We start from the raw sequence: 26,051 nt of genomic DNA on the forward strand, positions 1-26,051 counted from the left end.
CTTTCAAATACCTGCGATCAACCGAGAAGCTCGCTGAGTGGAATGAATGGCACCAGGTCTCCTTCGGCCAGGACTCCTCCCTCCCGTACCTCCACCAGCCCCTCGGCCCAGGCAGCGCTGCGCAGAACGCCCGAACTCTGGTTACGGTAGATAATCGCTTGCCCCTGCTCCAGACGCCCTCGCAGAAATTCACGGCGGTTACCGGCATGGGGCCAGACAAATCCTGCGGGTACCGAAAACTTCAGCGGCTCGACATCCTGCACGCCCTGGCGACGTAACAGATAAGGTCGGGTCAACAAGGCGAAAGTCACCAGTGTCGAGGCAGGATTACCCGGCAATCCAATCACCGGGACACCGCGAAAATGCCCGACCGTCAATGGCTTGCCAGGTTTGATTGCCAGCTTCCAGAGTGTCAGCTCGCCTTCTTCCCTCAATGCGATTCCGAGGAAATCCGCCTCTCCGACCGATACCCCACCGGTCGACAGAATCAGGTCTACATCCTGGAGCTCCCCGAGTTTCGCACGGGTAGTGGGCAGGTCATCAGGCAGAATACCGGCATCAACCACTTCACATCCCAGGCGCTGCAACCAGCTGCACAACAGCACCCGGTTGCTGTTGTAGATCTGTCCCGGCCCCAACGTCGTGCCGGGCTCGACCAACTCGTCTCCGGTGGACAAAACCGCCACACGAACCTGTCGAACGACCTCAAGCCCTGCACAACCCAGCGATGCAGCCAGCCCCAGCTCGATCGGACCGAGCCGAGTTCCTGCGGACAAGACCAATTCACCGACGGTCGTTTCCTGGCCTTGTGGACGAATGTTCTGCCCGGCCACCATCGTTTCGATGAAACTCACGCGCTCATCGGCATGAATCTCGACGTTTTCCTGCATCTCGACACAGTCGGCCCCCGCAGGCACCGGCGCGCCGGTAAAGATCCGGGCACAGGTGCCCGGTTTCAAAGGTTCCGGTGCCTGACCGGCGAAAATCTTCTGACTGACCGGCAACGGCTCGCCGGTCCAGTCGACCAGATTCAAGGCATATCCGTCCATGGCGCTGTTCGGCCATGGCGGCAGATCCAGCGTCGAAATCAGATCCTGCGCCAGCACCCGCCCGTGAATCTGCGCCAGTGGCAAAGACTCGCACTCGACAATCCGCGAGGTTTCGGCCATTTCCAGCAAACGCGCCAATGCCTCTTCAACAGGCATGAGGCTGCCGGTCTTGCCCGGCTTACCCACGGGATTCACAAGGCGCTGCCTTTTTCAAATGAGTAACGAAATTGCATGGGCGGTGACGTGAGTCCAGTTGCTCGGCGAGGATGCCATCCCAACCGGTGCGCACTGCATTGGTCGAACCTGGCAGGCAGCAGACCAGCGTGCCATTGGCCAATCCCGCCAGAGCTCGGGATTGCACGGTGGAGGTGCCGATGTCGGCAACCGATATCTGGCGAAACAGCTCACCAAAACCATCGACCTGTTTGTCCAGCAGGCAGGCAACGGCTTCCGGTGTACTGTCGCGACCGGTAAAACCGGTGCCTCCGGTAATCAGCACGACTTGCACGACGTCTTCGGCAATCCAGTGGGCAACTTGCGCACGGATCTTGTACAGGTCATCTTTGAGCAGCACGCGCTGCGCCAGATGATGGCCGGCGGCCGTCAGACGGTCGACGAAGACCTGGCCGGAGGTATCGGTTTCCAGGGTTCGGGTGTCGCTGACCGTCAGCACTGCGATATTGAGCGGTGCGAAAGGTACATCAGCCTTGGCTTTCATAGGCTCGTCCAGTTGTAGGAGAAACAGCCCGGTGTTATATCACAGCGCCCCCTTTTTTCGCCGCCCCCGCGGAGAGTTGCCATGACCTCGAACACGCCATTACCACCTTGCTCCATTCTGTTACTGGCGGGTGGGCGCGGCCAGCGCATGGGCGGCAAGGACAAGGGGCTCGTGGAATGGCACGGTGAACCGTTGATCGCGCATCTTCATCGTAAAGTTCGGTCGTTGACCGATGATCTGATCATCTCCTGCAACCGCAATCGTGAACGCTATGCGCCATTTGCCGACCAGTTGGTAGGCGATGACGAGGAAGATTTTCCCGGTCCGTTGGCCGGCATTCGTGCCGGCTTGAAAGCCGCGCGCCACACCCACCTGCTGGTACTGCCCTGCGATGTCCCGCGCATCGACCTTGCGTTGCTGCAGAGCATGCGCGAGGCGGCCAGTCTGAATTCTGAAAAACCTTTAATGTTGCGCCATGACGATCACTGGGAACCGCTGCTTTGCGTAATCCCCGTGGCACTCCTGCCCGCCTTCGAAAACGCCTGGAACGCTGGAGAACGCAGCCCCGGCCGGCTGATGCGCACTCTTGATGCCCAAGCCCTGGTTTGCCCTGACAACGACCCACGCCTGGCCAATCTCAACACCCCTGAACTGTTGAGTTCGCACAACACTGTGTCAGACTGACAGCACTCAAGGAACTTGCACGCCTTGTATACGTCTCAAGCTCAGTAACCAAAAGAATTTCCCTTCGGAGACACACTCATGACTCAACGGACCCTCGCCACTTTCATGCTCGCACTGGGCCTCGCCACCCTCGCCGGTTGCGCCTCGCCAACAGTGATCACCTTGAATGACGGTCGCGAAATCCAGGCTGTCGACGCCCCTAAATATGATGAAGATTCGGGCTTCTACGAGTTCGAACAACTGGACGGCAAGCACACTCGCATCAACAAGGATCAGGTTCGTACTGTCAAAGAGCTTTAATTCTTCAGTTCGACACCCGATACAGAAAAGCCCGCAATATGCGGGCTTTTTCGTGTCTGACCGAAAACAATCGATAGCGGGATCACCAGTCCAGCGTGATGCGGCTCTCGAACTCGCGGGGCTGCCCCGTAACCGGATCGATGAATCGCAGGCCTTGCGCCAGAAGTTTCAGCGGATTGGCGTAGTCATCCTCAACGTCTTTGAGCACTTCGGGATAAAACGGATCATTGCAGATGCTCGCCCCCAGCGCCGTCATGTGTACTCGCAGCTGATGCTTCTTGCCGGTCACCGGATACAGGCCGTAGCGCCAGAGATCACCATTCCTTTCACGCACCTCCACCGCCGTTTCGGTGTTACTTGCACCCGCCCCCTCCTTCATGCGGAAGAAAGGTTCGCCATCGACGAGACGACTTTTGTGTACCAACGGAAAGTCCAGCCCAGGTAACGCGGCCGCAATGGCTTCATAGCGTTTTTCAATCTGCCGGGTGGGGAACAGCGACTGATATGCCGACCGCGTCTGTGGGTTGGCCGAGAAAATCACCAGCCCGGCCGTGTGCCGGTCAATCCGATGCAGCGGCACCAGATGGGGATTGTTCAGGCGCCGGATCAATCGGCGAAGCAGCGTCTGTTCGACGTACTCGCCTGCCGGGGTCACCGGAAGGAAATGCGGCTTGTCGGCCACCACCAGATGATCGTCCGCATACAGAATCGACTCAACTACCGGAATCGGTTTTTCATCCGGCACTTCACGAAAGTAGTGAATGCGCAGCCCTTCCCTGTAGGGCAAATCCAGCGCGATCGGCCGCCCCTGACCATCCAGCACCCGGCCCCGGGCAATCCGATCCAGCCATTGATCGCGCCCGATGGCACTGAAATGCTCACACAGGCAGTCGAGCACTGTCCGCCAGTTGCCGGGGGGCAGATACAGCGTGCTGGCCTGATTCAGTGCGGCGGAAAACGTGGGGGTGCTGGACATACAGAGAACTCGAACCTTCAAAGCAGAGCGGCATTATCCAACACCGGGCGCAGCAGACCTAGCGCAGAATCAGGCGGGGATCGATTTGAGCGCCGCCGCCTCGGTGAATTCCTTGAGCCAGCGCAGAACATCGACGGCCTCCCAGCGGCCTGGGTCGTACAAGGCGTACAACAGTCCCTGATAACCGACCACATCCAGTTGCTTGTGATAACCGGCGCGCTGAAACAAGGCCTCGATCTCGGCAAAGCACGTATTGAAATGCAGCTTGTTGAAGGGAGTCTTGCCTTCCGTGACCAGACCGTCCAGGCGCAATTCGTGGACGGCCTCGCGCACCACGTCAACCGACATCCCGTTCACGCTGCTTTTCAACTGTTCGACATTGACCACGGTGACTCCCTCTGACATCCGGCTTGCCCTGGCGAATGCCCGAAAACGGCATGGCAGGCCAACTCAATTACTGTATGCGCATACAGTAACCGAATAACCCGAAAAGTGCCAAGTCGTGATTGAGCGAAGGTGACGAGCGCCATCAACGCAGAAGGGAAAAGACCATTAAAGCAGGAATGCCACCACCTGATCGGCACTGAACGGCCACCCCAGTTCCGCGCCGGTATCGACCCTGCGCAAGACCGGGATCCGCAGGCTGTAAGCCTCGAACCACGACTCATCGTCAGCAATATCCACCAGTTCCACCAGCAGGCCATGCTCGACAAAAGGCATCAGTTCAGCCTCGGCGACTGCACACAAATGGCACCCCAGGGTGCCGAACAACTGGCATTCAGGAAGCATATGCGCTCAACCCCAGAAAACGAGTGCTCATTCTAGGCCTGCCCGCAAGGCCCGTCGACCTGCCCACCGGGCTCAAATCCGCTCTTCGCAAAACCCTGATGTAAATCAGCCCACAAAATTGCCGTTTACGCGATGCTCCGGTGTTTTTTACCTCTACGCTTGAAGAGCCTGACCTGTTCCGGAGTGTCTTGTGTTTGCCAATCTGCTGATCATTCTGGCGTCGTCCCTGGTGATGATTGCCCTGTTCCGTCGCCTGCGCCTGCCACCTGTGCTGGGTTACCTATGCGTGGGATTGATGGTCGGGCCGAAGGCGTTCGACTGGATCAATGAAAGCGAACACTTGCCGGATCTTGCCGAACTGGGGGTGGTGTTTCTGCTGTTTTCCCTGGGGCTGGAATTCTCCCTGTCGAAAATGATTGCCCTGCGCAAGGTGGTTTTCCGCCTGGGCAGCCAGCAGGTGCTGATCACCACACTGCTGCTGGGAAGCGTGCTGATGCTCCTGGGCATGCCCGCCACACCGGCCTTGCTGCTGGGCGCTGGCCTGTCGTTGTCATCCACGGCGATTGTGACCAAGGAACTGAGCAGCCTCGGCGAAATCTTCAGCAGCCACGGCCAGAACGCGGTAGGAGTCCTGTTGTTCCAGGACGTGGTGGCCGTATTGCTGCTGACGCTGGTGCCGGTGTTCGCCGGCAGCAGTGATCAGGCCTGGTACTGGGCGTTGCCCCTGACTTTGCTGAAGACCGTGTTGCTGTTTTTCGGTTTGTTGCTGGCCAGCCGCTGGCTGCTTCCCCGCCTGTTTCAGGAAGTCGCGGCGTCCCGCTCGGCGGAGCTGTTCGTACTGCTGGCACTGGTAATTGTGCTGCTGACGGCCTGGCTGACCCACCTGCTGGGCCTGTCACCGGCCCTCGGCGCGTTCCTCGCGGGCATGCTGCTGGGCGAGAGCCATTACCGACATCAGATCGAGGCCGATATCCGGCCGTTTCGCGACATTCTGCTGGGATTGTTTTTCGTCAGCATCGGCATGCTGATCGACCTGCAACTGTTCGCCAGCCACAGCCTGCTGATTATCGGGATGACCCTGGGTTTACTGGTGATCAAAGGCCTGGTGGTGGCGCTGCTGGTGAAATGGCGCGGCAGCGACAGTGAAACGGCCTGGCGCAGCGGCCTCGCCCTCGCCCAGGGCGGTGAATTCTGCTTCGCCCTGATGGCACAGATGCAGCAAACCCGGTTGCTCCCCGCCGAACTCGGTGCGCTGCTGCTCGCCGCCACCTTCTGCTCGATGCTGCTGACGCCCCTGCTGTTACGCGCCGCACCGCGCATCGCCGCCGCCCTGCACCGCAAACCCAACCAGGAAGCGCAGATCGAGGAAATCAGCGCCCTCAATGCGGAGTTCGACGGGCATGTGGTGATTTGTGGCTACGGCCGTGTCGGTCAGTCGATCGGGCGTTTCATGCGCAATGCCGGGCAAACCTACGTCGCGCTGGACAACGATCCGGTGCGGATCCAGGAAGCCGCCAACGCCGAGCGCGACGTCCACTACGGCGATTCAACCCGCGGCGATCTGTTGACCGCCGTCGGTTTGCTGCGCGCCAGGTTGCTGGTGATTGCTGTGGATCAAGCCGACGTGGCTCTGCGGGTTCTCAAGGAGGCAAGACGCCTCAACCCGACAGTGCCGATCCTGGTGCGCACCCGGGACGACAGCCAGTCGGCCGAGCTGAAAGCAGCCGGCGCCAGTGAAGTGGTGCCGGAACTGCTGGAGTCGAGCCTGATGCTCGGTTCCCATGCCCTGATCCTGCTGGGGTTCCCCGCGCACCGGGTGCAGGAGAAAGTCGATCAGGTGCGTATCGATCGTTATCGCCTGCTTCACGGTTTTTACCCCGGAGCCGACGATGAGGAGACCTAGTCCTGGCTCACCGCGCCGATCTTGTGCAGCGACAGGTCGGCGCCGTAGTACTCCTGTTCCTGGCTCAGGCGCAGACCATGCAGTGCCTTGATCGAACCATAGACGGCGAAACCGCCGATAAGCGCCACCGCCACACCAAGGGCGGTGCCGATCAACTGGCTGATCAGGCTGACGCCACCGAGCCCGCCCAACGCGGTCGACCCGAAGATCCCGCAGGCAATGCCGCCCCACACGCCACACAGACCGTGCAACGGCCAGACACCCAGCACGTCGTCGATGCGCCATTTGACCTGCGCCGCTGTGAAGCACCAGACAAACAGGGCACCGGCAATCGCGCCGGTTACCAGCGCACCGACCGGATGCATCAGGTCGGAACCGGCGCACACCGCCACCAACCCCGCCAACGGGCCGTTGTGCAGGAAGCCAGGGTCGTTGCGACCGACGATCAACGCCGCCACCGTTCCGCCCACCATGGCCATCAGCGAGTTGACCGCCACCAGCCCGCTGACCCCTTGCAGGGTTTGCGCGCTCATCACGTTGAAGCCAAACCAGCCGACGATCAGAATCCACGACCCCAATGCCAGAAACGGAATGCTCGACGGCGCGAACGCCACCAGCTTGCCATCGCGATAGCGTCCGTTGCGCGGCCCGAGCAGCAGCACTGCCGCCAACGCCAGCCAGCCGCCCATGGCATGCACCACCACCGAACCTGCAAAGTCATGGAAGGCTGCACCGAATTGCGCGGTCAGCCAGGCTTGCACACCGTAGTTGCCGTTCCAGATCATGCCTTCGAAAAACGGGTAGATGAACGCAACGATCAGCGCCGTGGCGCACAGTTGCGGCACAAACCGCGCTCGCTCGGCGATGCCGCCGGAAATGATCGCCGGGATCGCCGCCGCAAAGGTCAGCAGGAAGAAAAACTTCACCAGTCCATAACCATGATCAGCACTGAGTACCGCCGCCGGTTGCAGGAAGGTCACTCCGTACGAAAGCCAGTAGCCTATAAAGAAATAGGCCAGGGTCGACACCGCGAAGTCACTGAGAATCTTCGACAGGGCATTGACCTGGTTTTTCTGGCGAACCGTTCCGACCTCCAGAAACGCGAAACCGGCGTGCATGGCCAGCACCATGACCGCACCGATCAGAATGAACAACGTGTTGGAACTGTGGACCAGCGTGTCCACAGCGCTTTGCAGATTTTCCATGAGAAGGCAGACCCGAGGCTGAAAAAGGCACCAAAGCGGTTCATGCGCACATTTCATGCACCAAGTTGCGACCACGCAGTCACTGATCCGGCAGGTCGGTGAACCGCTTTGGCGCACAAGGTCGATGGGCTGACATGAACCTTCATCATCCGGGCCAAGATTTGCCCGGTTTCACGCCCGGCAACAGCGCACTGCCACCGATCGACGCACCACGACACAGCAAAGTTTGTACCAGTCATTTGTACTGAACCTTCACTCTTGGCTCATACTCGAACGCTTCAGAACACCGCTTCAGAACGCCACTTACGGAGATCCCCCATGGCCAGCATCAAGGCAAAGACTGCTCAAGAAATCCTGATGAACGACTTCCAGACCCTGGTCAGCGACACTGAACGCTTGCTGGAGCACACCGCCACGCTGGCCGGTGATCAGGCCGATGAGTTGCGCGAACAGATCCACGAAAGCCTGCTGCGCGCGCGGGAAACCCTGAAGCTGACCGAAGACACCCTGCGCGAGCGCGGTCAGGCGGCGGTCACCGCCACCGAGGAATATGTGTCGGCCAACCCGTGGCAATCGGTGGGCATCGCCGCCGGCGTCGGCTTTCTGATTGGCCTGCTGGCCACGCGGCGCTGATCATGTCGATCGGTGAATCCGGCCCGAACTCGGGCACCGCCTCCTCCACGCGTCGTCTGGGTGCTGCCGTTCTCGGCCTGCTGCACAGCCACGTCGAACTGTTCGGCATCGAACTGCAGGAACAGAAAGCACGCACCGTCAGCCTGTTGCTGTTCGCCGGCCTGGCGCTGGTGTTTGCGCTGCTGTTGCTGGTCGGCCTGTCGACCCTCGTACTGATCGTGTTCTGGGACACCTATCGCCTCGCCGCAATCATTGGTCTGTGCGTGTTTTACACCCTGGCGGCAATTTTTTGCGCGTTGCGTCTCAAAGCCGCGATCTTCGATGAATCCTCGCCCTTCCACGGCACGCTGGAAGAACTGGCCAATGATCGGGAGCGCCTGCTGCCATGAGCCTGCCTGAACTTCCGCACAACAGCTCACGCCGGGAAATGCGCAAGGCACTGATCCGCCTGCGCATGGAAATGCATCGTCAGGAAATCCGCCATGAAACCGGCCAGGTCCTGCAACCACTGCAACGCATGCGTGGCATGACGCAAAACCTGCAGGGTGGTTTCGGCATCAAGCACGCGCCGTTGTGGGGCGTGGCGGCTGTGACGCTACTGGGTTTCATCACGGGTAAAGGGGCCAAGAGCGGTGGCGTCGGCGGTTTGACCCGACTGATCCGCCTGGGCACCAGCCTCGCTCCGCTGATCAAGCTGGTCATGCAGAGTTCGAGCAAGCGCTGATCCCCACGCATCTGGCTGCATTCTTGCAACACCGGCGGGATTGAATCTCTTATCCGGAGGTTCAATCCCGCTTGCCTGTCCGGCCGGCAGAATTCGACCAGAACAAGAACGACAAGGAGGCCCCGTGATCGACGGGCAACCGCTCGCCTGCTTTCAACCTTTCATCGATACCGCCACCGGACGCATTGCCGGGGTCGAGGCACTGGGCCGTCTGCGCCAGGCCGATGGCCAACTGGCGTCCGTCGGACCGCTGTTCGCCGACCCGCGCACCCCGGCCATCGCGCTGCGCCGAATGGACCGGCAGATCCGCGACAACGCGCTGAGTCGACTGCACGAAGCCCCGCCGGACTGGTTTCTCAGCCTGAACATGTCACCGCGCTGGATCAGCCGCTTGCGTGCCGATCAGGCACTGCCCAGCCTGAAGCAACTCGCGCGGCACGGTATCGACCCGCAACGGATTGTTTTCGAGATCACTGAACTGGGCGGTAACAGCCAGCGCCTGACCGAAGTCGTGGCGCGCTACCGCGATGCCGGCGCCCGGATCGCTATCGACGATTTCGGCGCCGGTTATTCGCAGCTCGATCGTGTGCTGGCGCTGCAACCGGATATTCTCAAACTCGACATGCGTCTGTTCCAGGCCGCCGCACTGGGCGGGCCGAGCAGTGACGTGGTCAAGGCCCTCGCGCAAATGGCCGAAAAAACCGGCTGCTGGATCATTGCCGAAGGCGTGGAAACTGCGGCGCAACTGAATTTCGCGCTGGAATGCGGATCGCGCTACGTGCAGGGTTTTCTGTTCGCCCGGGCGCAGGAGGCGCTTTTCGGTACGAATGACTTCGTGGAGCGCTTTGCCGAGCTGCGCCAGTCTTACGTGCGTCAGAAGCTGGCCGAGCGCAGCAAGCTGATGTTCATGCGCCAGCAGCTCAGCGAACTCATGACCATTCTGCAAACCTGGGCCCAGGCCCGCGCTCCGCTCAGCGCCCTGCCACAGCTCGACGCCTTCCCCTGGCTGCTGCGTTTTTATCAATGTGACCGCCACGGCACCCAACTGACGCCAAACCTGGAGTGGCGCCCCAGCGGCTGGGTCGCCGACAATCGCTATCTGGGTCACAACTGGTCGTGGCGCCCCTACTTCTATCACCTGCTGGCCGAAGGCTGGGAGGAACGGCGCCTGACCCTTTCCAACACCTACCGCGACGCCACCAGCAACCAGTATTGCCTGACCGCCGGACAGTTTTTCGATAACGGCGAGCGCCTGCTGTTGATCGACATCGATGCGGCGGGGCTGTAGTTGCGCTTGCAGATGCCAGCCTGAACCGGGAAGCTAGGGAATCAGTCACCAGACGGAGAGAATCAGCCTTGGATTGGCATACCCTGCTCAACCGCGAACGTCTCGGCAAACCGTTGCACAGCCCGCAGGAACTTGGCCGCAGCCCGTTCCATAAAGACCATGACCGCATCATCTTCTCCGGCGCCTTCCGCCGTCTGGGGCGCAAGACCCAGGTGCATCCGGTGTCGAGCAACGACCACATTCACACCCGCCTGACCCACTCGCTGGAAGTCAGTTGCGTCGGCCGCTCTCTGGGCATGCGCGTCGGCGAAACCCTGCGTCGCGCCTTGCCTGAATGGTGCGATCCGAGCGATCTGGGCATGGTGGTTCAATCGGCCTGTCTGGCACACGACATTGGCAACCCGCCGTTCGGCCATTCCGGCGAAGACGCGATCCGTCACTGGTTCCAGCAGGCTGCGGGCCGCGGCTGGCTGGATGCGATGAGCGATGCCGAACGAGGGGATTTCCTGAACTTCGAAGGCAACGCCCAAGGCTTCCGGGTACTCACGCAACTGGAGTATCACCAGTTCGACGGCGGTACCCGGCTGACCTACGCCACACTCGGGACCTATCTGAAATACCCTTGGACAGCCCGTCACGCCGACTCCCTCGGTTACAAAAAGCACAAATTCGGCTGCTACCAGAGCGAACTGCCGTTGCTCGAACAGATCGCCCACAAACTGGGGCTGCCGCAACTCGAAGAACAGCGCTGGGCGCGCCATCCGCTGGTGTATCTGATGGAGGCGGCGGACGACATCTGTTACGCCTTGATCGATCTGGAAGATGGCCTGGAAATGGAGCTGCTTGATTACGCCGAAGTCGAGTCGCTGCTGCTCGGTCTGGTGGGCGATGATCTGCCGGAAACCTACCGCCAGCTCGGCCCGCAGGATTCGCGCCGGCGCAAACTGGCGATCCTCCGCGGCAAGGCCATCGAGCACCTGACCAACGCCGCCGCCCGGGCTTTCGTCGAACAACAGGACGCACTGCTGGCCGGTACGCTGCCGGGGGATCTGGTGGAACACATGCACGGTCCGGCCAAACGTTGCGTGTTGAACGCCAAGGACATCGCCCGCAAGAAAATTTTCCAGGACAAGCGCAAGACGTTGCATGAGATCGGCGCCTACACGACCCTGGAGATCCTGCTCAACGCCTTCTGCGGTGCCGCCCTGGAACAGCACAACGGCCGCACGCCGTCCTTCAAGAGCCGCCGGATCCTCGACCTGTTGGGCAACAATGCACCGGATCCGCGCGGTCCGCTGCACGCATCGTTCCTGCGCATGATCGACTTCATCGCCGGCATGACCGACAGCTACGCCAGTGACATGGCGCTGGAAATGACCGGACGTTCCAGCCATTGACGTCTGCTGCCCGACCGATCCGCAATGGATCGGTCGGGCGCCGACGACTGAACCTCTTCCAAAGTTTGTGCAGTCGGCAGGGCTGAAAATAAAACCTGAAATCAACTAACAACAATCATTGAAAGCCTTTACCCGATAAATTTTTCCGTGCGCCGTAAACTTCATCAAGTCCAGCCATCGAACATCTCACGCGTCTACCTACGCCAAACCTAGTTAACACGTAGTCTGATTCTTCTTTATTTGTAGGACTTATCCTAGATTGCTGCTAATACCCTGTCGGTTCATGCGAGTGTTCATGCAACTGAGCTAAGGTTCGCCCTTTATTTGCGCTCGTATGGGATTTGATTATGAACTCCGTTTTTATTGTCGACGATCACCCGGTCATCCGCCTCGCCGTTCGAATGCTGCTGGAGCATGAAGGTTATAAAGTCGTCGGAGAAACCGATAACGGTGTCGATGCCATGCAGATGATTCGCGAATGCATGCCCGACCTGATCGTTCTCGACATCAGCATTCCCAAGCTCGATGGCCTGGAAGTCCTGGCCCGCTTCAACGCCATGAGCTCACCATTCAAGACACTGGTACTGACTGCGCAATGCCCGACCCTGTTCGGCATTCGCTGTATGCAGTCGGGTGCATCGGGTTACGTGTGCAAGCAGGAAGACCTGAGTGAACTGGTCAGTGCGATCAAAGCGGTCCTTTCCGGTTACAACTACTTTCCCAGCCAGGCTTTGAACCCTGTTCGTCATGATGACGTGCGTTATGCCGAGCTGGAACTTTTCAAATCAGTCAATGATCGGGAACTCATGGTTTTGCAACTTTTCGCCCAAGGCCGCACAAACAAGGAAATTGCCAAAGGCATGTTTCTCAGCAACAAAACAGTAAGCACTTATAAAAAACGACTGATGCAAAAACTGAAGGCCAAGTCTCTCGTAGAACTTATCGAAATGGCCAAACGTAACGCACTCGTGTGAGAGCCAACATGCCCAGCCGTTTAGTGAGTCTCCTGATTGCATTGAGTGCATGCCTGGGTTTCTGCACCTCTGCAACAGCCGCATCACCCACCTCGCAAGATTTCACCCTGCTCGGTCGCTCGACCGAACCGACGGTGCAGGCCTTGTTCGATCCATCGCAAGTGGCGTGGCTGCACACTCGCAATGAGCTGGTTCTGGGGACTTCCGCGCCAGACTATCCTCCCTTCGACATGACGGCCAGCGGACAAGACTACGAAGGCTACACGGCGGATTACGCAGTACTGATTGGTCAGGCGACCGGTCTGCCGATCAGGGTCAAACGCTTCGCCACGCGGGAGGTCGCCATACGGGCATTGATCGACGGCCAGATCGACATGCTCGGCACTGCCAACGGATTCGAGGCAGGAAACGCCGAAATAGTACTGTCCAGGCCTTACGCCATCGATCAACCGGTCCTTGTGACACGTGAGGGCGAAACCCGCACGCTGACCGAAGGTCTGGCAGGCCTGCGACTCAGCATGCTGTATCACTACCTGCCGCTGGATGATGTCAAGGCCATGTATCCCAAGGCCCTCATCACCTCTTATCCGTCCTACCAGAACGCAATCAACGCAGTCGCGTTCGACCAGGCGGACGTGTTTCTCGGCGACACCATTTCCACCCACTACATGATCAACAAGGGTTACCTGAACAACATCCGCATGGCCAGTTTCGGCAAGCATGAGGCTCACGGTTTCAGCTTCGCCGTACATCGCAACAATCCACAGCTGCTCGCCATCATCAATACTGCGCTAAAGGCCGTGCCGGGCAGCGAGCGCGAAAATATCGCCAAACGGTGGAGCGTGGGCAGCGACGTACTTCTGACCGACCAGAGGCTGCAACTGACCAAACGTGAAGAGCAGTGGCTGAAAAAACATCCGGTGCTGAGCGTGGTCGTCAACGAGGCTTTCGCGCCCCTGACGTTTTTTGACAGTGACGGCAACTTTCGCGGCATCAGCGCCGACTTGCTGGAACTCATCCGTCTGCGCACCGGACTGCGCTTCGAAATCCGTCGCAGCCGCAGCGACGCCGAAATGGTCAAGCAGGTCGAACACCACCAGGCTGACCTGATCGCAGCCTTGCTCCCTACTGCCCAGCGCGAGGAAACCCTGAAGTTCAGTCGTCCCTACCTGGAAAATTCATACGTACTGCTGACCCGAAAAGCCGCCGACAGCCCTACTCACCTGGGTCAACTCAAACGCAAGCGCCTTGCGATTGCTCAGGGCAATCCGATGATCGAATACCTGCGCAGCGAGTTTCCACGCATCCATCTGATCGAAACGCCGGACACCTTCAGTGCAGTGGCGCTGCTCGACGAAGGTCAGGTCGAAGGCGCAGTGAATTCCCTCGTCATCGCAAACTACTTCATCGCCTCGCGAACCTTCGAACATCCCCTGCAGATCACCACCACCATCGGCACCCGGCAGGCAGCGTTCTCTCTGGCGACTGCCCGGGACAACACGGAACTGGGCTCGATCATCGACAAGACGCTGATGAGCATCACACCCGAAGAACTGGGCATCATCAATGGTCGCTGGCGGGGCTACTCAAACATTTCGCAAGGCACCTGGCATCAATACCAGCGTTTCTTCTTTCAGTTGATCGGCGGCGCCTGCCTGCTGTTGTTGCTGTCGTTGCTCTGGAATGCCTACATGCGGCGCCAGATCAAACAACGCAAATCGGCCGAACGGGCCTTGAACGACCAACTGGAGTTCATGGGTTCACTGGTCAACGGGACGCCCCACCCAATCTACGTGCGTGACCGACAGGGCCTGCTGCAAAGCTGCAATGACAGTTATCTTCAGGCCTTCAATGCCCGGCGCGAAGACGTCATCGGCAAAGATGTCATGCAGGGAGCACTGAACAACGCTTTCGAGGCACAGGCGTATCAGGCCGACTATCAACGGGTAGTGACCGAAGGCAAACCACTGGTGCTCGACCGGCCGTTGCATATAGGCAACCGACGACTGACGATCTATCACTGGATCCTGCCGTACCGGGACTCCAGCGGCGAAGTCCAGGGGATCATCGGCGGCTGGATCGACATCAGCGAACGCCGCGAACTGCTCGATGAACTTCGCGCGGCCAAGGAACGGGCAGACGAAGCCAACCGGGCCAAGAGTACGTTTCTGGCAACCATGAGTCACGAGATCCGCACGCCGATGAACGCAGTGATCGGCATGCTCGAGCTGACGCTCAAACGCATGGATCATACCCACCCGGACCGCTCCGGCATTGAAACGGCCTACCATTCGGCCAGGGATCTGCTGGGCCTGATCGGTGACATTCTGGACATTGCCCGCATCGAATCCGGGCGACTGAGCCTGAATCCCGAGCGAATCAACCTGATCGACACCGTGGGTTCGGTGGTGCGAATCTTCGAAGGGCTCGCCCGGCAGAAACAGCTGTCACTGACAGTGTCCGTCTCGCCTCCTGAACTGAATGTCGATGTGGAACTCGATCCTCTGCGCTTCAAACAGGTGCTGTCGAACCTGATCAGCAATGCGATCAAGTTCACCGAGGCAGGACAGGTCAGAATCACACTGGATGTTCTGCCCACGGATGATAGCGAAGGCTCGATGGTGCAGCTGACCGTACAGGACAGTGGCATCGGGATCACGACGCAGGATCAGTTGCGGTTGTTCGAACCTTTTGCCCAGGCCGGCCAGGATGGGCAACGAACCGTCAGCGGCGCAGGACTCGGGCTGGTCATCAGCCGCAACCTGTGCGAAATGATGGGTGGAAAACTGCGATTGAGCAGCCTGCCCGGAATTGGCACCCAGGTTCGGGTATCGCTACCGGTGACCATTCTGCCTGCACAAGTGGCGAGAGCTGAAGATGAACCACAGATTCAGACATCCCTGATTCCGTTGACGGTTCTGGTGGTCGATGACCATCCGGCCAATCGACTGCTGATGTGCCAGCAACTGGAATACCTCGGCCATCGATTCTGTATCGCCGAAGATGGCCAGCGCGGGCTGGAACAATGGAAGAACGGCGAATTCGATCTGGTCATCGCCGATTGCAACATGCCCGTCATGAACGGTTATGAGCTGACCCGGGCGATTCGTCAGCACGAAAAGCTTACCAGTCGCCCGGCCTGCACAGTGCTGGGATTCACCGCCAATGCCCAGCCGGAAGAGATCCTGCGCTGCAAACAGGCGGGCATGAACGAATGCCTGTTCAAACCCCTGAGCCTCAACAGCCTGAGCCAATGGGTCAACGGTGTTCAGCCGCTATTTCGTGCACCGGCGTTCAACTTGCAGGGGCTGGCGCAGCTGACCGGTGACAACCCCTCGCAAACCCACCGACTGCTGGCAGAACTGCTCAACAGCAGTCGCCTCGATCGGCAGGAGTTACAAGCACTGTCCCTCACCCGGGATCCCTCCGCGCTGGCCGTCATCGCACACAAGATCAAAGGTGCCGCACGCATTGCCCAGGCCTCGCGTCTGATCGACTGCTGCGATGCGCTTGAGCAGGCTTGTCTGCAAGCACTGCCGTGGGAAGAAATCGAGCGTCATTGCCAGGCCAGTCGCCTCGCTATCCTGGAACTGGAGCAGGCACTGGAACAGCAACTGGCGCGGATCGCCAAAAGCAAAATGGCCGGGGCTTAACTATGCTTGAAGGCTGAGCAGTGTGCTTAACCTACACGGAGAGTCTGCAATGCCCAGCCCACTGCGCCCGGAAAGACGCCGGTTTCCGCTGCATGTACACATCAGCGTCATGTTCACCTTTCTGCTGTTGCTCACCGGGGTGGTGCTGGGCTTGTTCAACTACCACCAGACCACACACATCATTCTGTCGAGCAGTGAAAAGCTGTTCAGCCGGATCGAACAGGATGTACGTCTCGACCTGCAGGCCACTTATGCACCGATCCGGCACCTGCTGAGCCTGCTGGCAGAGACCCCCGCCGCCGGATCTTTCAACCTCGAATCGCGCATGGCGCTGCTCAAGCCGTTCAGTCAATCCCTGACGAACAACCCGGATCTGGCCTCGCTGTATCTGGGTTATGGCAATGGCGATTTTTTCATGGTTCGTCCGTTGCGCACGTCAGCGCTGAAAACCCTGCTCAAGGCACCGGACGCAGCAGCGTTTCAAGTCTGGAGCATCGAACATGACGCCAGCGGTCAGACACATTCACAGTCACTGTTCTTCGACCAGGCACTGTCCCCGGTCGGCCGACAGGACCACCCCGATGATCCTTATGATCCTCGCAGCCGGGCGTGGTACATCAACGCACGGCAGCAGGCCGAACAGATCACCACCGAACCCTACGTCTTTTTCTCCACCCACAACGTTGGCACGACGCTGGCCCGACGCAGCGGCGAGTACGCCGTGATCGGCGCCGACCTGACCCTTGATGCACTCTCCGCGACCCTGATCAAACACGTGGTGACACCGGCCACGGAAATCGTCCTGTTCGACGCCGACGGCAACGCCGTGGCTTACCCCGACAGCCGCCGGCTGATCGTCGATGACCGCACGGCGCGCCTGGCCAAGGCTGCCGATTTGAGCCCCGCCTTGCACACCTTGTTGTCCGGGCACCAGGGCAATCGGCTCGAAGTAGACGGCCGACAATGGATCGTCGCCCGCAGCCAGCTGCAGGAAGGCGGACCGAAAGGTTTACAGATGGCTTTACTGGTGCCCGAAGACGAACTGCTGGTCGATGCCTATCGCCTGCGCTGGCAAGGAGCGCTCATCACGCTGGCTACCTTGCTGCTATGTCTGCCGCTCGGCTGGCTGATCTCGCGGGTACTGGTGACGCCCTTGCATGCCTTGGTCAAGGAAGCCGATGCAATTCGCAGCTTCGACTTCAATTTCCCGGTGACCCGCCGATCGCTGGTGCTGGAGATTGACCAGTTGAGCCTGTCGATGGCTCGCATGAAAGACACCCTGGCCAGCTTCTTTCGCATCACTGACAGCCTGACCGCCGAAACCCGCTTCGACCCGCTGCTGCAACGGGTACTGTTCGAGACAGTGCAGATCGCCCAGGCCCAGGCGGGGCTGATTTATCTGCGTGAAAACGATGGCAATCGCATGGAGCCCTACGGCCTGGTGGTCGCAGACTCGTCTCAACCGTTGGCGACATTCGATCTGCAAAGCCGCAGTCTAGAAGCCTCGCAAAGCCCCGAATGGTTCCGGCAACTGGCCAACGCCGACACGGTCGTGAGCAACCTGGGTTTCGAACAGGCCACCGACCTGCAGAAAGTGCTGCTGGCCATGGGTTCGCCGAGGGTGCATTTGATTGGAATCCGTCTGCATAACCGGCACAACGAAACCGTCGGCCTGCTGGTGCTGTTGATCAACGATGGCGGCACGCCGAGTGACCTGGAAAAACTCCGGCCAGATCGCATCGCCTTTCTGCAAGCGGTGTCCGGGGCGGCCGCGGTGAGTATCGAGAGTCAACGCCTGCAAGCCAGACAGAAACAACTGCTGGATGCTTTCATTCAACTGCTGGCCGGCGCCATTGATGCCAAGAGTCCTTATACCGGCGGGCATTGCCAGCGCGTGCCGGAACTGACCCTGATGCTCGCCCGTGCCGCTGCAGCCAGTCAGGCCCCGGCCTTCAGCGATTACCAGCCGAGCGAAGACGAATGGGAAGCCTTGCACATCGCTGCATGGCTGCACGACTGCGGCAAGGTCACGACCCCGGAATACGTGGTCGACAAAGCCACCAAGCTGGAGACCCTGAACGATCGCCTTCACGAAATCCGCACCCGCTTCGAAGTGCTCAAGCGCGACGCCTGGATCAACTATTGGCAAGCCCTGGCGTTGGGCGGTGAAGAACAGCAACTGGCCGGTCTACGCGAGGCCACCCTGAAAGCACTGGATGATGATTTTGCGTTCGTCGCCCGCTGCAATCTGGGCAGTGAAACCATGCTCGAGGTTGACCTGCAACGTCTGCAAGGCATCGCGCAACGCACCTGGACGCGCACGCTGGATGATCGCTTGGGCCTGTCATGGGAGGAGAACCGGCGTCAGGCACGCACCCCGGCACCGACCCTGCCGGTCACCGAACCGCTGCTGGCGGACAAGCCCGAACATCTGCTGGAGCGCGCCGAAAGCGAGCTGATCCCGGAAGACAATCCGTGGGGTTTCAAACTCGACGTGCCGCCCTACAAATACAATCGCGGCGAGCTGTACAACCTCTGCATCCCCCGGGGCACGCTGACCCGCGAAGAACGCTACATCATCAACCACCACATGGTGCAGACGATCCTGATGCTCAGCCACCTGCCCTTCCCCGGACACCTGAACAGCGTCGCGGAAATCGCTGGCGGGCATCACGAAAAGATGGATGGCACCGGTTATCCCAAGCGCCTGAAGCGCGAAGACATGAGCCTGCCGGCGCGCATGATGGCGATTGCCGATATTTTCGAAGCCCTGACCGCCGCCGATCGCCCGTACAAAAAGGCCAAGTCCCTGAGCGAAGCACTGGGGATCATGGCCACCATGTGCCGCGACGCGCACATCGATGCCGAGCTATTCGAGCTGTTCATTCGCGATGGCGTGTATCTGCAATACGCCACGCGTTTTCTCGATCCACGGCAGATCGATGCCGTGGACCCGGCGGCCGTCCTGCTCAAGGCAGGCCTGACGACGTGATCAGCAATCGGTCAGACGCAGGAAGATCGCCGCCAGTTGTTCGATACCGGCCTGATCGTCCGTACCAAAACGCGCGAGCTTCGGGCTGTCGAGGTCGAGCACACCGATCAGGCGACCGTCCTTGACCAACGGGACCACCAGTTCGCTGTTCGACGCGCTGTCGCAGGCGATATGGCCGGGGAACGCATGAACGTCTTCGACCCGCTGCGTCTGCAGGCTGGCAGCCGCCGCTCCGCAAACGCCCCGACCGAACGGAATGCGCACGCAGGCGATCTGGCCCTGGAACGGGCCGAGCACCAGCTCTTCATTGCGATTGAGGTAGAAACCGGCCCAGTTCAGGTCATCGAGCTGGTTGAACAGGAACGCCGAAAACTGCGCGGCGTTGGCGATGAAATCGCGCTCGTCCGCCAGCAGCGACTCCAGTTGCGCGGCCAACATGCCATAGCCTTCGAGGCCCTGGCCGCTCTGCTGCAAATCAATCATGCCTTGTGCTCCAACAATTTCAGTCCCACCCAATAACGGGCGAATTGGTAGGCGCAACGTCCGTTGCGGTTGCCGCGGCCGGTTGCCCAGCGCACGGCGAGGATGTCCAGTTGTTCGTCGCGTTCCCAGCTCAGGCCGGCCTTGGCGGCCAACTGGCCGATCCAGTGTTCGACGACGTTGAGGAAATGTTCCTGGGTAAACGGATAGAACGACAGCCACAGGCCGAAGCGATCCGACAGCGCGATCTTGTCTTCCACCGCTTCGCTCGGATGCAGTTCGCCATCGACGCGCTTCCAGTTTTCGTTGTCGCTTTCCTTCTCCGGCACCAGATGGCGGCGGTTGGAGGTGGCGTACAACAACACGTTGTCCGGCGCCTGTTCGAGCGAGCCGTCCAGCACACTTTTCAGCACGCGGTAGTCGCCTTCGCCGGACTCGAACGACAGGTCATCGCAGAACAGCACAAAACGTTGCGGCAGCTTGGCGATCTGCTCCACCACCCGTGGCAGGTCCGCCAGGTGATCACGCTCGATTTCGATCAGACGCAAACCGGCCTTGGCGTGTTCAGCCAGCAACGCACGCACCAGCGACGATTTACCGGTACCGCGCGACCCCCACAGCAGCGCATGGTTGGCCGGCATGCCGTCGAGAAATTGCTGAGTGTTGCGGCCCAGTTGCTCCAGCTGCCGGTCGACGCCGATCAGGTCCGACAGGCGCATGTCGAGGCTGACTTCCAGCGGCAGCAGATAACCGCTGCGACCGTCACGTTGCCAGCGAGCGGCAAGGCAGGTGCCCCAATCGATGACCGGGCGTGGCGCCGGCAGCAGTGGTTCGATCCGCGCCAGAACCGACTCGGCGCGCTCAAGAAAAGCATTCAATCGGGAATCCACGTCTTCTCCTCGGGCTCGTTCACAGTAATGATGGCGGTGCAGCGACGACAGACAGCGTTCGAAACCTGTCCCAGGCCTTGTTACAAGGCGCTTCGGGAACCCCGGAATCCGTGCATGATCGACTATGCTTGAGCAGCGAAGGGAAACGGAAGTGGTTCAACACCCCATGGATATCAAATTCACCCACCGGCTGTCGTACAAACAGGCCCGGCTTACCGTGCTGGTCGGGTTCATTCTGGGCACGCTGCTCAGCCTGCTGCAAATCGGCATCGATTATGCCAGTGAAGACGCGTCCATCAACCGTGAAATCCTGTCGTTGCTGGAAATCAGCCATAACCCGGCCTCGCGCATCGCCTACAACATCGACGCCGAACTGGCGCAAGAACTGACCCTGGGCCTGCTGCGCTCGCCAGCGATCATCTCGGCGCAACTGACCGACAACAATCAGACGGTGCTGGCCAACGTCAAACGGCCGGAGCTGCAAAGCGGCTACCGGATGATCAGCGACTTCCTGTTCGGCGCCAAACGTCAGTTTGAAGACCGCCTCTATCTCGATCACTTGCCCAACGAATCCCTAGGCACCCTGAAACTGGAAGTCGACACCTACGCGTTCGGCAGCCGCTTCCTGCGCCGTGCCGAGGTCACGTTGCTCAACGGCTTCGCCCGCAGCCTGATTCTCACCGGAATTCTGCTCGCGCTGTTCTACGTGATGCTGACCAAACCGCTGGTACGGGTAATCCGCGAACTCAGCGGTCGCGACCCGCGCAGCGCCGAGCCGACCACCCTGGAATGTCCAGCCGGGCATGCCAATGACGAGATCGGCGTGCTGGTCAAGGTCGCCAACCAGCAGTTCGAGAACATCGCCACGGAAATCCAGCAGCGACGCAATGCGGAAAACCGCCTCACTGAATACCTCGCACAACTCGAAGACATCGTGTCAGCGCGTACCGCAGAGCTCAAGGCGATCAATGCACGACTCAGCCAGTCCAACCAGGAGCTTGAAGTGGCTCGCAGTACGGCGCTGGACATGGCCGAGGCACGCTCGGCATTTCTCGCCAACATGAGCCACGAGATCCGCACTCCGCTCAACGGCCTGCTGGGGATGATCGCCCTCTCGCTCGACGGCCCGCTGAATGCCGAACAGCAGCAGCAACTGTCCATCGCCCACGACTCGGGCAAAGTGCTGGTGGAGCTGCTCAACGACATTCTCGACCTGTCCAAATTCGATGCAGGGCAACTTGAACTCGAACACATTCCCTTCGATCTCGGTTCACTGATCGAAGACACCGCCAACCTGCTGTCACAAAACGCGGCACCGAGCGTCGAGCTGACATGCCTGATCGATCCATACTTTCCGGCGCTGGTGCTCGGCGATCCGACCCGGGTCAGGCAGATCGTCAGCAACCTGCTGTCCAATGCGCTGAAATTCACCCGCTTCGGTCGGGTCGATGTGCGTCTGTCCACCTGGAAGGACGGCGTTCGAATCGAAGTCTGCGACACCGGCATCGGTATCGCCCAGGAAGCCCAGGTGAAGATTTTCCAGCCGTTCACCCAGGCGGGGGCCGGCATCACTCGTCAGTACGGCGGCACCGGGCTCGGTCTGGCGCTGACCTACAACCTGTGCGAAGCCATGCAGGGACGTCTGACGATCAGTTCCGAAGTGGGTTTCGGCAGCCAGTTCTGCGCCGAACTGCCACTGCCCTGCCACACCCGCGCGGTGATTCCGCCACCGTTGCACGGCAAGGTGCTGGCGATCACCAACGCGGTCAGCGGGCTGGCGGAACTGCTGGAAAGCCTGCTGCCGGTCTGGGGGCTGACCTACGAGCAGCGAACCCTCGACGATCCGCTGCTCGGTCTGTCCCCCGACGTCATCATCACCGATTGCCCCGAATGCCTGTTCGGCCTGCGCCCGGTGATGACGGCGCCGATTCTGCTGGTGACCGCCTACGGCAGCTTCTTGCCGGGTGAAGAAGCCGCGGCCCTCGCCCCGTTGCAGCAGCAGGCCCGACCGCTGGCTCGCAACGCGCTGTATCAGAATCTGCGTAGGACGCTGTTGCCGGACCTCACCACCATCGACCGTGCACGCCTTGAGAGCGTGCCGTCGCAGCGGCGCGGTCGGGTGCTGCTGGTGGAAGACAACCCGGTCAACCAGTTGGTGGCCAAGGGCATGCTGGGCAAACTGGGGTGCGATGTCGTGGTTGCCGCCCATGGAGTGGAGGCACTGGATCAGCTGGAACACGACGAGTTCGATCTGGTGCTGATGGACTGCAACATGCCAGTGATGGACGGCTACGAAGCCAGCCGCCAGATCCGCCAGAGCGGTCGCTGGCCGCACTTGCCGATTGTCGCCCTGACCGCCAACGCGATGTCCGAGGAACGGGAGCGCTGCCGGGCGGCGGGCATGAGCGACTACCTGGCCAAGCCGTTTCGCCGTGAAGAGCTGGCGGCGCTGCTGGATCAGTGGATACCAACTACGACAACGCTTTGATCTGGCCCAGCAGGTGATCGAGTCCCTCACGCAACTCGTTGAGCCGGTCCAGATCCAGCCCGCTCTCGCACAACAGCTGCGCCTTCAATGGCCCGACCTGTTCACGCAGCGCCTGCCCTTGTGGAGTAAGGCTCAGATGAACCTCGCGCTCGTCACGGGCCGAGCGTTGACGCTGAACCAGTTCAAGTTGCTCCAGACGCTTGAGCAGCGGCGTCAGCGTTCCTGAGTCCAGTGCCAACCGCTCACCCAGCGCCTTGACGGTCGGTTGCTCCGGCGCGGTTTGCTGCCATTCCCACAACACCAGCATCGCCAGGTATTGCGGGTAGGTCAGGCCAAGCCGATCAAGCATCGGCTTGTAGCCACGGATCACCGCCCGCGATGCGGCATACAACTTGAAGCACAGTTGGCTGTCGAGCCTCAGCGAATCGGCGGACAGGTTGTTCATTTGAGCAGGGCTTCGATCTCGCGGCTCAAATCCTGCGGCTTGGTGGCCGGGGCGAAACGCTTGACCAACTGGCCGTCCTTGCCGATCAGGAATTTGGTGAAGTTCCACTTGATGCCCTGGGAGCCCAGCACGCCCGGCGCGCGTTTCTTCAATTGCACAAACAGCGGGTGCGCACCGGTCCCATTGACTTCGATCTTCTTGAACAGCGGGAAGCTGACGCCGTAGTTCAGTTCGCAGAACTCGCTGATGGCGCCCTCGTTGCCCGGCTCCTGCTTGCCGAACTGGTTGCACGGGAAGCCCAGCACCACCAGGCCCTGATCCTTGTAGGTCTGCCACAGCTCCTCAAGGCCTTTGTACTGCGGCGTGAAACCGCATTTGCTGGCGGTATTGACCACCAGCACCGCCTTGCCGGCGAAATCGGCGAGGGTCTTCTGCTCGCCCTTGATGGTGGTGCACGGAATGTTCAGCAGGTTATCGCTCATGGTGCGCACTCTTGAGAAATGGGTAGACGGCAAAAATAGCGAGCAATTGAATTGTGTGCAATTTAATTATCCGAAAGGCGACCCGAGGATCGCTCGTATCGGTTATTCGCGCGGCACCAGGTCCAGGCACACCGAGTTGATGCAGTAACGCAGGCCGGTCGGCGGCGGACCGTCCGGGAACACGTGGCCAAGGTGTGCATCGCACTTGGCGCATTTCACTTCGGTGCGGATCATGCCGTGGCTGGTGTCACGGATTTCGGTCATCGCGTTGTCGCCGATCGGCGCGTAGAAGCTTGGCCAGCCGCAACCGGAGTCGAATTTGGTCCTAGAGTCGAACAGCGGCTCATTGCAGCAGATGCAGTGGTAGACGCCATCGGTCTTGGTGGCGTTGTACTTGCCGGAGAACGGCCGCTCGGTGGCGCTCAGGCGGCACACGTTGAACTGCTCGGGGTCGAGCATCGCCCGCCATTCTTCCAGGGTCTTTTCAATCTTTTCCATCATCACACCTCAGCGGCTGAAAAAGCCCGATCTGTACCTTTTCCACGGATCGGGCGGCACGTATGATTGCGCCTCGTCACACGCCAGTCTGGCAGCGGGTTCCTGCGCATTCAAACGGATTGTTGGAAACCGCCGCTTGAGACACTTGCCTGTGTGAAGACGCAGGATTCCCAGCACGGTTGTCCACCCGCCGCCTGGATCGTTCATTTTCGGGATCACATCGCCATGCAGTTCAGCAAATCGAACAAGCTCGCCAACGTCTGCTACGACATTCGCGGCCCGGTGCTCAAGCACGCCAAACGCCTGGAAGAGGAAGGCCATCGCATCCTCAAGCTGAACATCGGCAACCCGGCACCCTTTGGTTTCGAGGCGCCGGACGAAATTCTCCAGGATGTGATCCGCAACCTGCCGACCGCCCAGGGCTACAGCGATTCCAAAGGCCTGTTCAGCGCGCGCAAGGCGGTGATGCAGTACTACCAGCAGAAGCAGGTCGAAGGTGTCGGCATCGAAGACATCTACCTGGGCAACGGCGTGTCCGAGCTGATCGTAATGTCGCTGCAGGCGCTGCTCAACAACGGCGACGAAGTGCTGGTGCCGGCGCCGGACTACCCGCTGTGGACCGCTGCCGTGAGCCTGGCCGGCGGTAACGCGGTGCATTACCTGTGCGACGAGGGTGCCGACTGGTTCCCGGATCTGGCCGACATCAAGGCCAAGATCACCCCGAACACCAAGGCGATGGTGATCATCAACCCGAACAACCCGACTGGCGCGGTGTATTCGAAGGAGGTGCTGCTGGGCATGCTCGAGCTGGCCCGTCAGCACAACCTGGTGGTGTTCTCCGACGAGATCTACGACAAGATCCTCTACGACGACGCCGTGCACATCTGCACCGCATCCCTGGCCCCGGATCTGCTGTGCCTGACCTTCAACGGTCTGTCCAAATCATATCGCGTGGCCGGTTTCCGCTCCGGCTGGATCGCCATCTCCGGGCCGAAACACAACGCTCACAGCTACATCGAAGGCATCGACATGCTGGCCAATATGCGCCTGTGCGCCAACGTGCCAAGCCAGCATGCGATCCAGACCGCCTTGGGCGGCTATCAGAGCATCAACGATCTGGTACTGCCGCAAGGCCGTTTGCTGGAGCAACGTAACCGCACCTGGGAGTTGCTCAACGACATCCCCGGCGTGAGCTGCGTGAAGCCGATGGGCGCGCTGTACGCATTCCCGAAGATTGACCCAAAAGTCTGCCCGATCCATAACGACGAAAAATTCGTGCTCGATCTGCTGCTCTCCGAGAAGCTGCTGGTGGTGCAAGGTACGGCGTTCAATTGGCCGTGGCCTGACCACTTCCGTGTGGTGACCCTGCCGCGGGTCGATGACCTGGACATGGCCATCGGTCGCATCGGCAACTTCCTCAAGTCCTACCGCCAGTAACCGGCGCTCGGTGCGCAACGGCCCGAACGTTGCGCACTGTCTGATT

The 26,051-nt window shown here is 60.1% G+C and carries 24 protein-coding genes; 13 read left to right on the forward strand and 11 right to left on the reverse strand.

All coding sequences use genetic code 11. The annotated features are described in order from the left end of the window. Window positions 1-17: 17 nt before the first annotated feature. Both L6D74_RS17155 and moaB read right to left on the reverse strand, forming a co-directional pair. The gene (locus L6D74_RS17155; protein ID WP_236189885.1) at window positions 18-1,244 is read right to left on the reverse strand and encodes a molybdopterin molybdotransferase MoeA; all 1,227 of its coding nucleotides are present in this window, start codon (window positions 1,242-1,244) and stop codon (window positions 18-20) included. Further along, a complete protein-coding gene (moaB, locus tag L6D74_RS17160) occupies window positions 1,228-1,767 on the reverse strand; it encodes a molybdenum cofactor biosynthesis protein B (protein WP_064598275.1) in 540 nt (179 codons plus the stop codon). Before moaB ends, L6D74_RS17155 begins: the two co-directional genes overlap by 17 nt. 81 nt (window positions 1,768-1,848) lie before the next feature. On the opposite strand from moaB, the gene mobA reads away from it, so the two are divergent. Both mobA and L6D74_RS17170 read left to right on the forward strand, forming a co-directional pair. After that, a complete protein-coding gene (gene mobA, locus L6D74_RS17165; protein ID WP_064598277.1) occupies window positions 1,849-2,451 on the forward strand; it encodes a molybdenum cofactor guanylyltransferase MobA in 603 nt (200 codons plus the stop codon). Window positions 2,452-2,529: 78 nt separating this feature from the next. Next, a complete protein-coding gene (locus L6D74_RS17170; protein WP_039770418.1) occupies window positions 2,530-2,751 on the forward strand; it encodes a YgdI/YgdR family lipoprotein in 222 nt (73 codons plus the stop codon). An 82-nt stretch (window positions 2,752-2,833) separates the two neighbouring features. On the opposite strand, the gene L6D74_RS17175 is transcribed toward L6D74_RS17170, so the two are convergent. The 3 genes from L6D74_RS17175 to L6D74_RS17185 all read right to left on the reverse strand — a co-directional run bounded on the left by L6D74_RS17175 (window position 2,834) and on the right by L6D74_RS17185 (window position 4,516). Further along, window positions 2,834-3,727, reverse strand: coding sequence for a pseudouridine synthase (locus L6D74_RS17175; protein ID WP_085612225.1), 894 nt, complete (start codon window positions 3,725-3,727; stop codon window positions 2,834-2,836). A 69-nt stretch (window positions 3,728-3,796) separates the two neighbouring features. Then, on the reverse strand, window positions 3,797-4,114 hold the full coding sequence (locus tag L6D74_RS17180) for a hypothetical protein (protein ID WP_064598282.1): 318 nt from the start codon (window positions 4,112-4,114) through the stop codon (window positions 3,797-3,799). 165 nt (window positions 4,115-4,279) lie between these two features. Then, the gene (locus L6D74_RS17185) at window positions 4,280-4,516 is read right to left on the reverse strand and encodes a glutaredoxin family protein (protein WP_064598283.1); all 237 of its coding nucleotides are present in this window, start codon (window positions 4,514-4,516) and stop codon (window positions 4,280-4,282) included. 190 nt (window positions 4,517-4,706) lie between these two features. On the opposite strand from L6D74_RS17185, the gene L6D74_RS17190 reads away from it, so the two are divergent. After that, window positions 4,707-6,419: a cation:proton antiporter gene (locus L6D74_RS17190; RefSeq protein WP_236189887.1), complete on the forward strand. Its 1,713-nt coding sequence runs from the start codon at window positions 4,707-4,709 to the stop codon at window positions 6,417-6,419. On the opposite strand, the gene L6D74_RS17195 is transcribed toward L6D74_RS17190, so the two are convergent. After that, window positions 6,416-7,624, reverse strand: coding sequence for an ammonium transporter (locus L6D74_RS17195; protein ID WP_064598288.1), 1,209 nt, complete (start codon window positions 7,622-7,624; stop codon window positions 6,416-6,418). The genes L6D74_RS17190 and L6D74_RS17195 overlap by 4 nt on opposite strands. A gap of 318 nt (window positions 7,625-7,942) precedes the next feature. Here L6D74_RS17195 and L6D74_RS17200 point away from each other — a divergent pair, with 318 nt between their 5' ends. The 8 genes from L6D74_RS17200 (at window position 7,943) to L6D74_RS17235 (ending at window position 19,285) form a co-directional block, all read left to right on the forward strand. Next, on the forward strand, window positions 7,943-8,257 hold the full coding sequence (locus L6D74_RS17200; protein ID WP_007955729.1) for an ElaB/YgaM/YqjD family protein: 315 nt from the start codon (window positions 7,943-7,945) through the stop codon (window positions 8,255-8,257). 2 nt (window positions 8,258-8,259) lie between these two features. Further along, a complete protein-coding gene (locus L6D74_RS17205) occupies window positions 8,260-8,646 on the forward strand; it encodes a phage holin family protein (protein ID WP_011335280.1) in 387 nt (128 codons plus the stop codon). Continuing rightward, window positions 8,643-8,981, forward strand: coding sequence for a hypothetical protein (locus L6D74_RS17210; RefSeq protein WP_064598290.1), 339 nt, complete (start codon window positions 8,643-8,645; stop codon window positions 8,979-8,981). The genes L6D74_RS17205 and L6D74_RS17210 overlap by 4 nt, the downstream gene beginning before the upstream one ends. A 124-nt stretch (window positions 8,982-9,105) precedes the next feature. Then, a complete protein-coding gene (locus tag L6D74_RS17215; RefSeq protein ID WP_039770425.1) occupies window positions 9,106-10,269 on the forward strand; it encodes an EAL domain-containing protein in 1,164 nt (387 codons plus the stop codon). A gap of 68 nt (window positions 10,270-10,337) precedes the next feature. Then, window positions 10,338-11,666, forward strand: a complete 1,329-nt coding sequence (locus tag L6D74_RS17220) for a deoxyguanosinetriphosphate triphosphohydrolase (RefSeq protein ID WP_064598294.1) — start codon at window positions 10,338-10,340, stop codon at window positions 11,664-11,666. Between the two features lie 347 nt (window positions 11,667-12,013). Next, window positions 12,014-12,640: a response regulator transcription factor gene (locus L6D74_RS17225; protein WP_064598296.1), complete on the forward strand. Its 627-nt coding sequence runs from the start codon at window positions 12,014-12,016 to the stop codon at window positions 12,638-12,640. Between the two features lie 8 nt (window positions 12,641-12,648). Continuing rightward, window positions 12,649-16,293, forward strand: a complete 3,645-nt coding sequence (locus L6D74_RS17230) for a transporter substrate-binding domain-containing protein (protein WP_236189889.1) — start codon at window positions 12,649-12,651, stop codon at window positions 16,291-16,293. Between the two features lie 49 nt (window positions 16,294-16,342). Further along, a complete protein-coding gene (locus L6D74_RS17235) occupies window positions 16,343-19,285 on the forward strand; it encodes an HD domain-containing phosphohydrolase (protein ID WP_236189890.1) in 2,943 nt (980 codons plus the stop codon). Here the strand turns inward: L6D74_RS17235 and L6D74_RS17240 are convergent, their stop codons facing one another. Together L6D74_RS17240 and L6D74_RS17245 are read right to left on the reverse strand one after the other, a co-directional pair. Continuing rightward, entirely contained in the window at window positions 19,286-19,768 is a 483-nt protein-coding gene (locus L6D74_RS17240) for a GAF domain-containing protein (RefSeq protein WP_039770434.1), read from the reverse strand. Continuing rightward, window positions 19,765-20,655 (reverse strand): ATP-binding protein, encoded by an 891-nt coding sequence (locus tag L6D74_RS17245; RefSeq protein WP_007955716.1) that lies wholly within the window; start codon window positions 20,653-20,655, stop codon window positions 19,765-19,767. Before L6D74_RS17245 ends, L6D74_RS17240 begins: the two co-directional genes overlap by 4 nt. Before the next feature lie 124 nt (window positions 20,656-20,779). On the opposite strand from L6D74_RS17245, the gene L6D74_RS17250 reads away from it, so the two are divergent. After that, complete coding sequence (locus L6D74_RS17250; protein ID WP_373874476.1) at window positions 20,780-23,143, forward strand: hybrid sensor histidine kinase/response regulator; 2,364 nt, start codon at window positions 20,780-20,782, stop codon at window positions 23,141-23,143. On the opposite strand, the gene L6D74_RS17255 is transcribed toward L6D74_RS17250, so the two are convergent. From L6D74_RS17255 to msrB, 3 genes are all read right to left on the reverse strand, one after another. Next, window positions 23,127-23,588, reverse strand: a complete 462-nt coding sequence (locus L6D74_RS17255; RefSeq protein WP_064598306.1) for a MarR family winged helix-turn-helix transcriptional regulator — start codon at window positions 23,586-23,588, stop codon at window positions 23,127-23,129. The genes L6D74_RS17250 and L6D74_RS17255 overlap by 17 nt on opposite strands. Then, window positions 23,585-24,070, reverse strand: a complete 486-nt coding sequence (locus L6D74_RS17260; protein ID WP_011335290.1) for a glutathione peroxidase — start codon at window positions 24,068-24,070, stop codon at window positions 23,585-23,587. The genes L6D74_RS17255 and L6D74_RS17260 overlap by 4 nt, the downstream gene beginning before the upstream one ends. A gap of 102 nt (window positions 24,071-24,172) precedes the next feature. Further along, window positions 24,173-24,568 (reverse strand): peptide-methionine (R)-S-oxide reductase MsrB, encoded by a 396-nt coding sequence (gene msrB / locus L6D74_RS17265; RefSeq protein ID WP_064598308.1) that lies wholly within the window; start codon window positions 24,566-24,568, stop codon window positions 24,173-24,175. 225 nt (window positions 24,569-24,793) lie between these two features. On the opposite strand from msrB, the gene L6D74_RS17270 reads away from it, so the two are divergent. Continuing rightward, window positions 24,794-26,005 carry a pyridoxal phosphate-dependent aminotransferase gene (locus L6D74_RS17270; RefSeq protein ID WP_007955711.1) on the forward strand — a complete coding sequence of 404 codons (1,212 nt, stop codon included), beginning with the start codon at window positions 24,794-24,796 and terminating at the stop codon, window positions 26,003-26,005. Window positions 26,006-26,051 lie beyond the last annotated feature (46 nt).

Origin of the sequence: Pseudomonas pharyngis (assembly GCF_021602345.1) — a bacterium.
Lineage (GTDB): Bacteria > Pseudomonadota > Gammaproteobacteria > Pseudomonadales > Pseudomonadaceae > Aquipseudomonas > Aquipseudomonas pharyngis.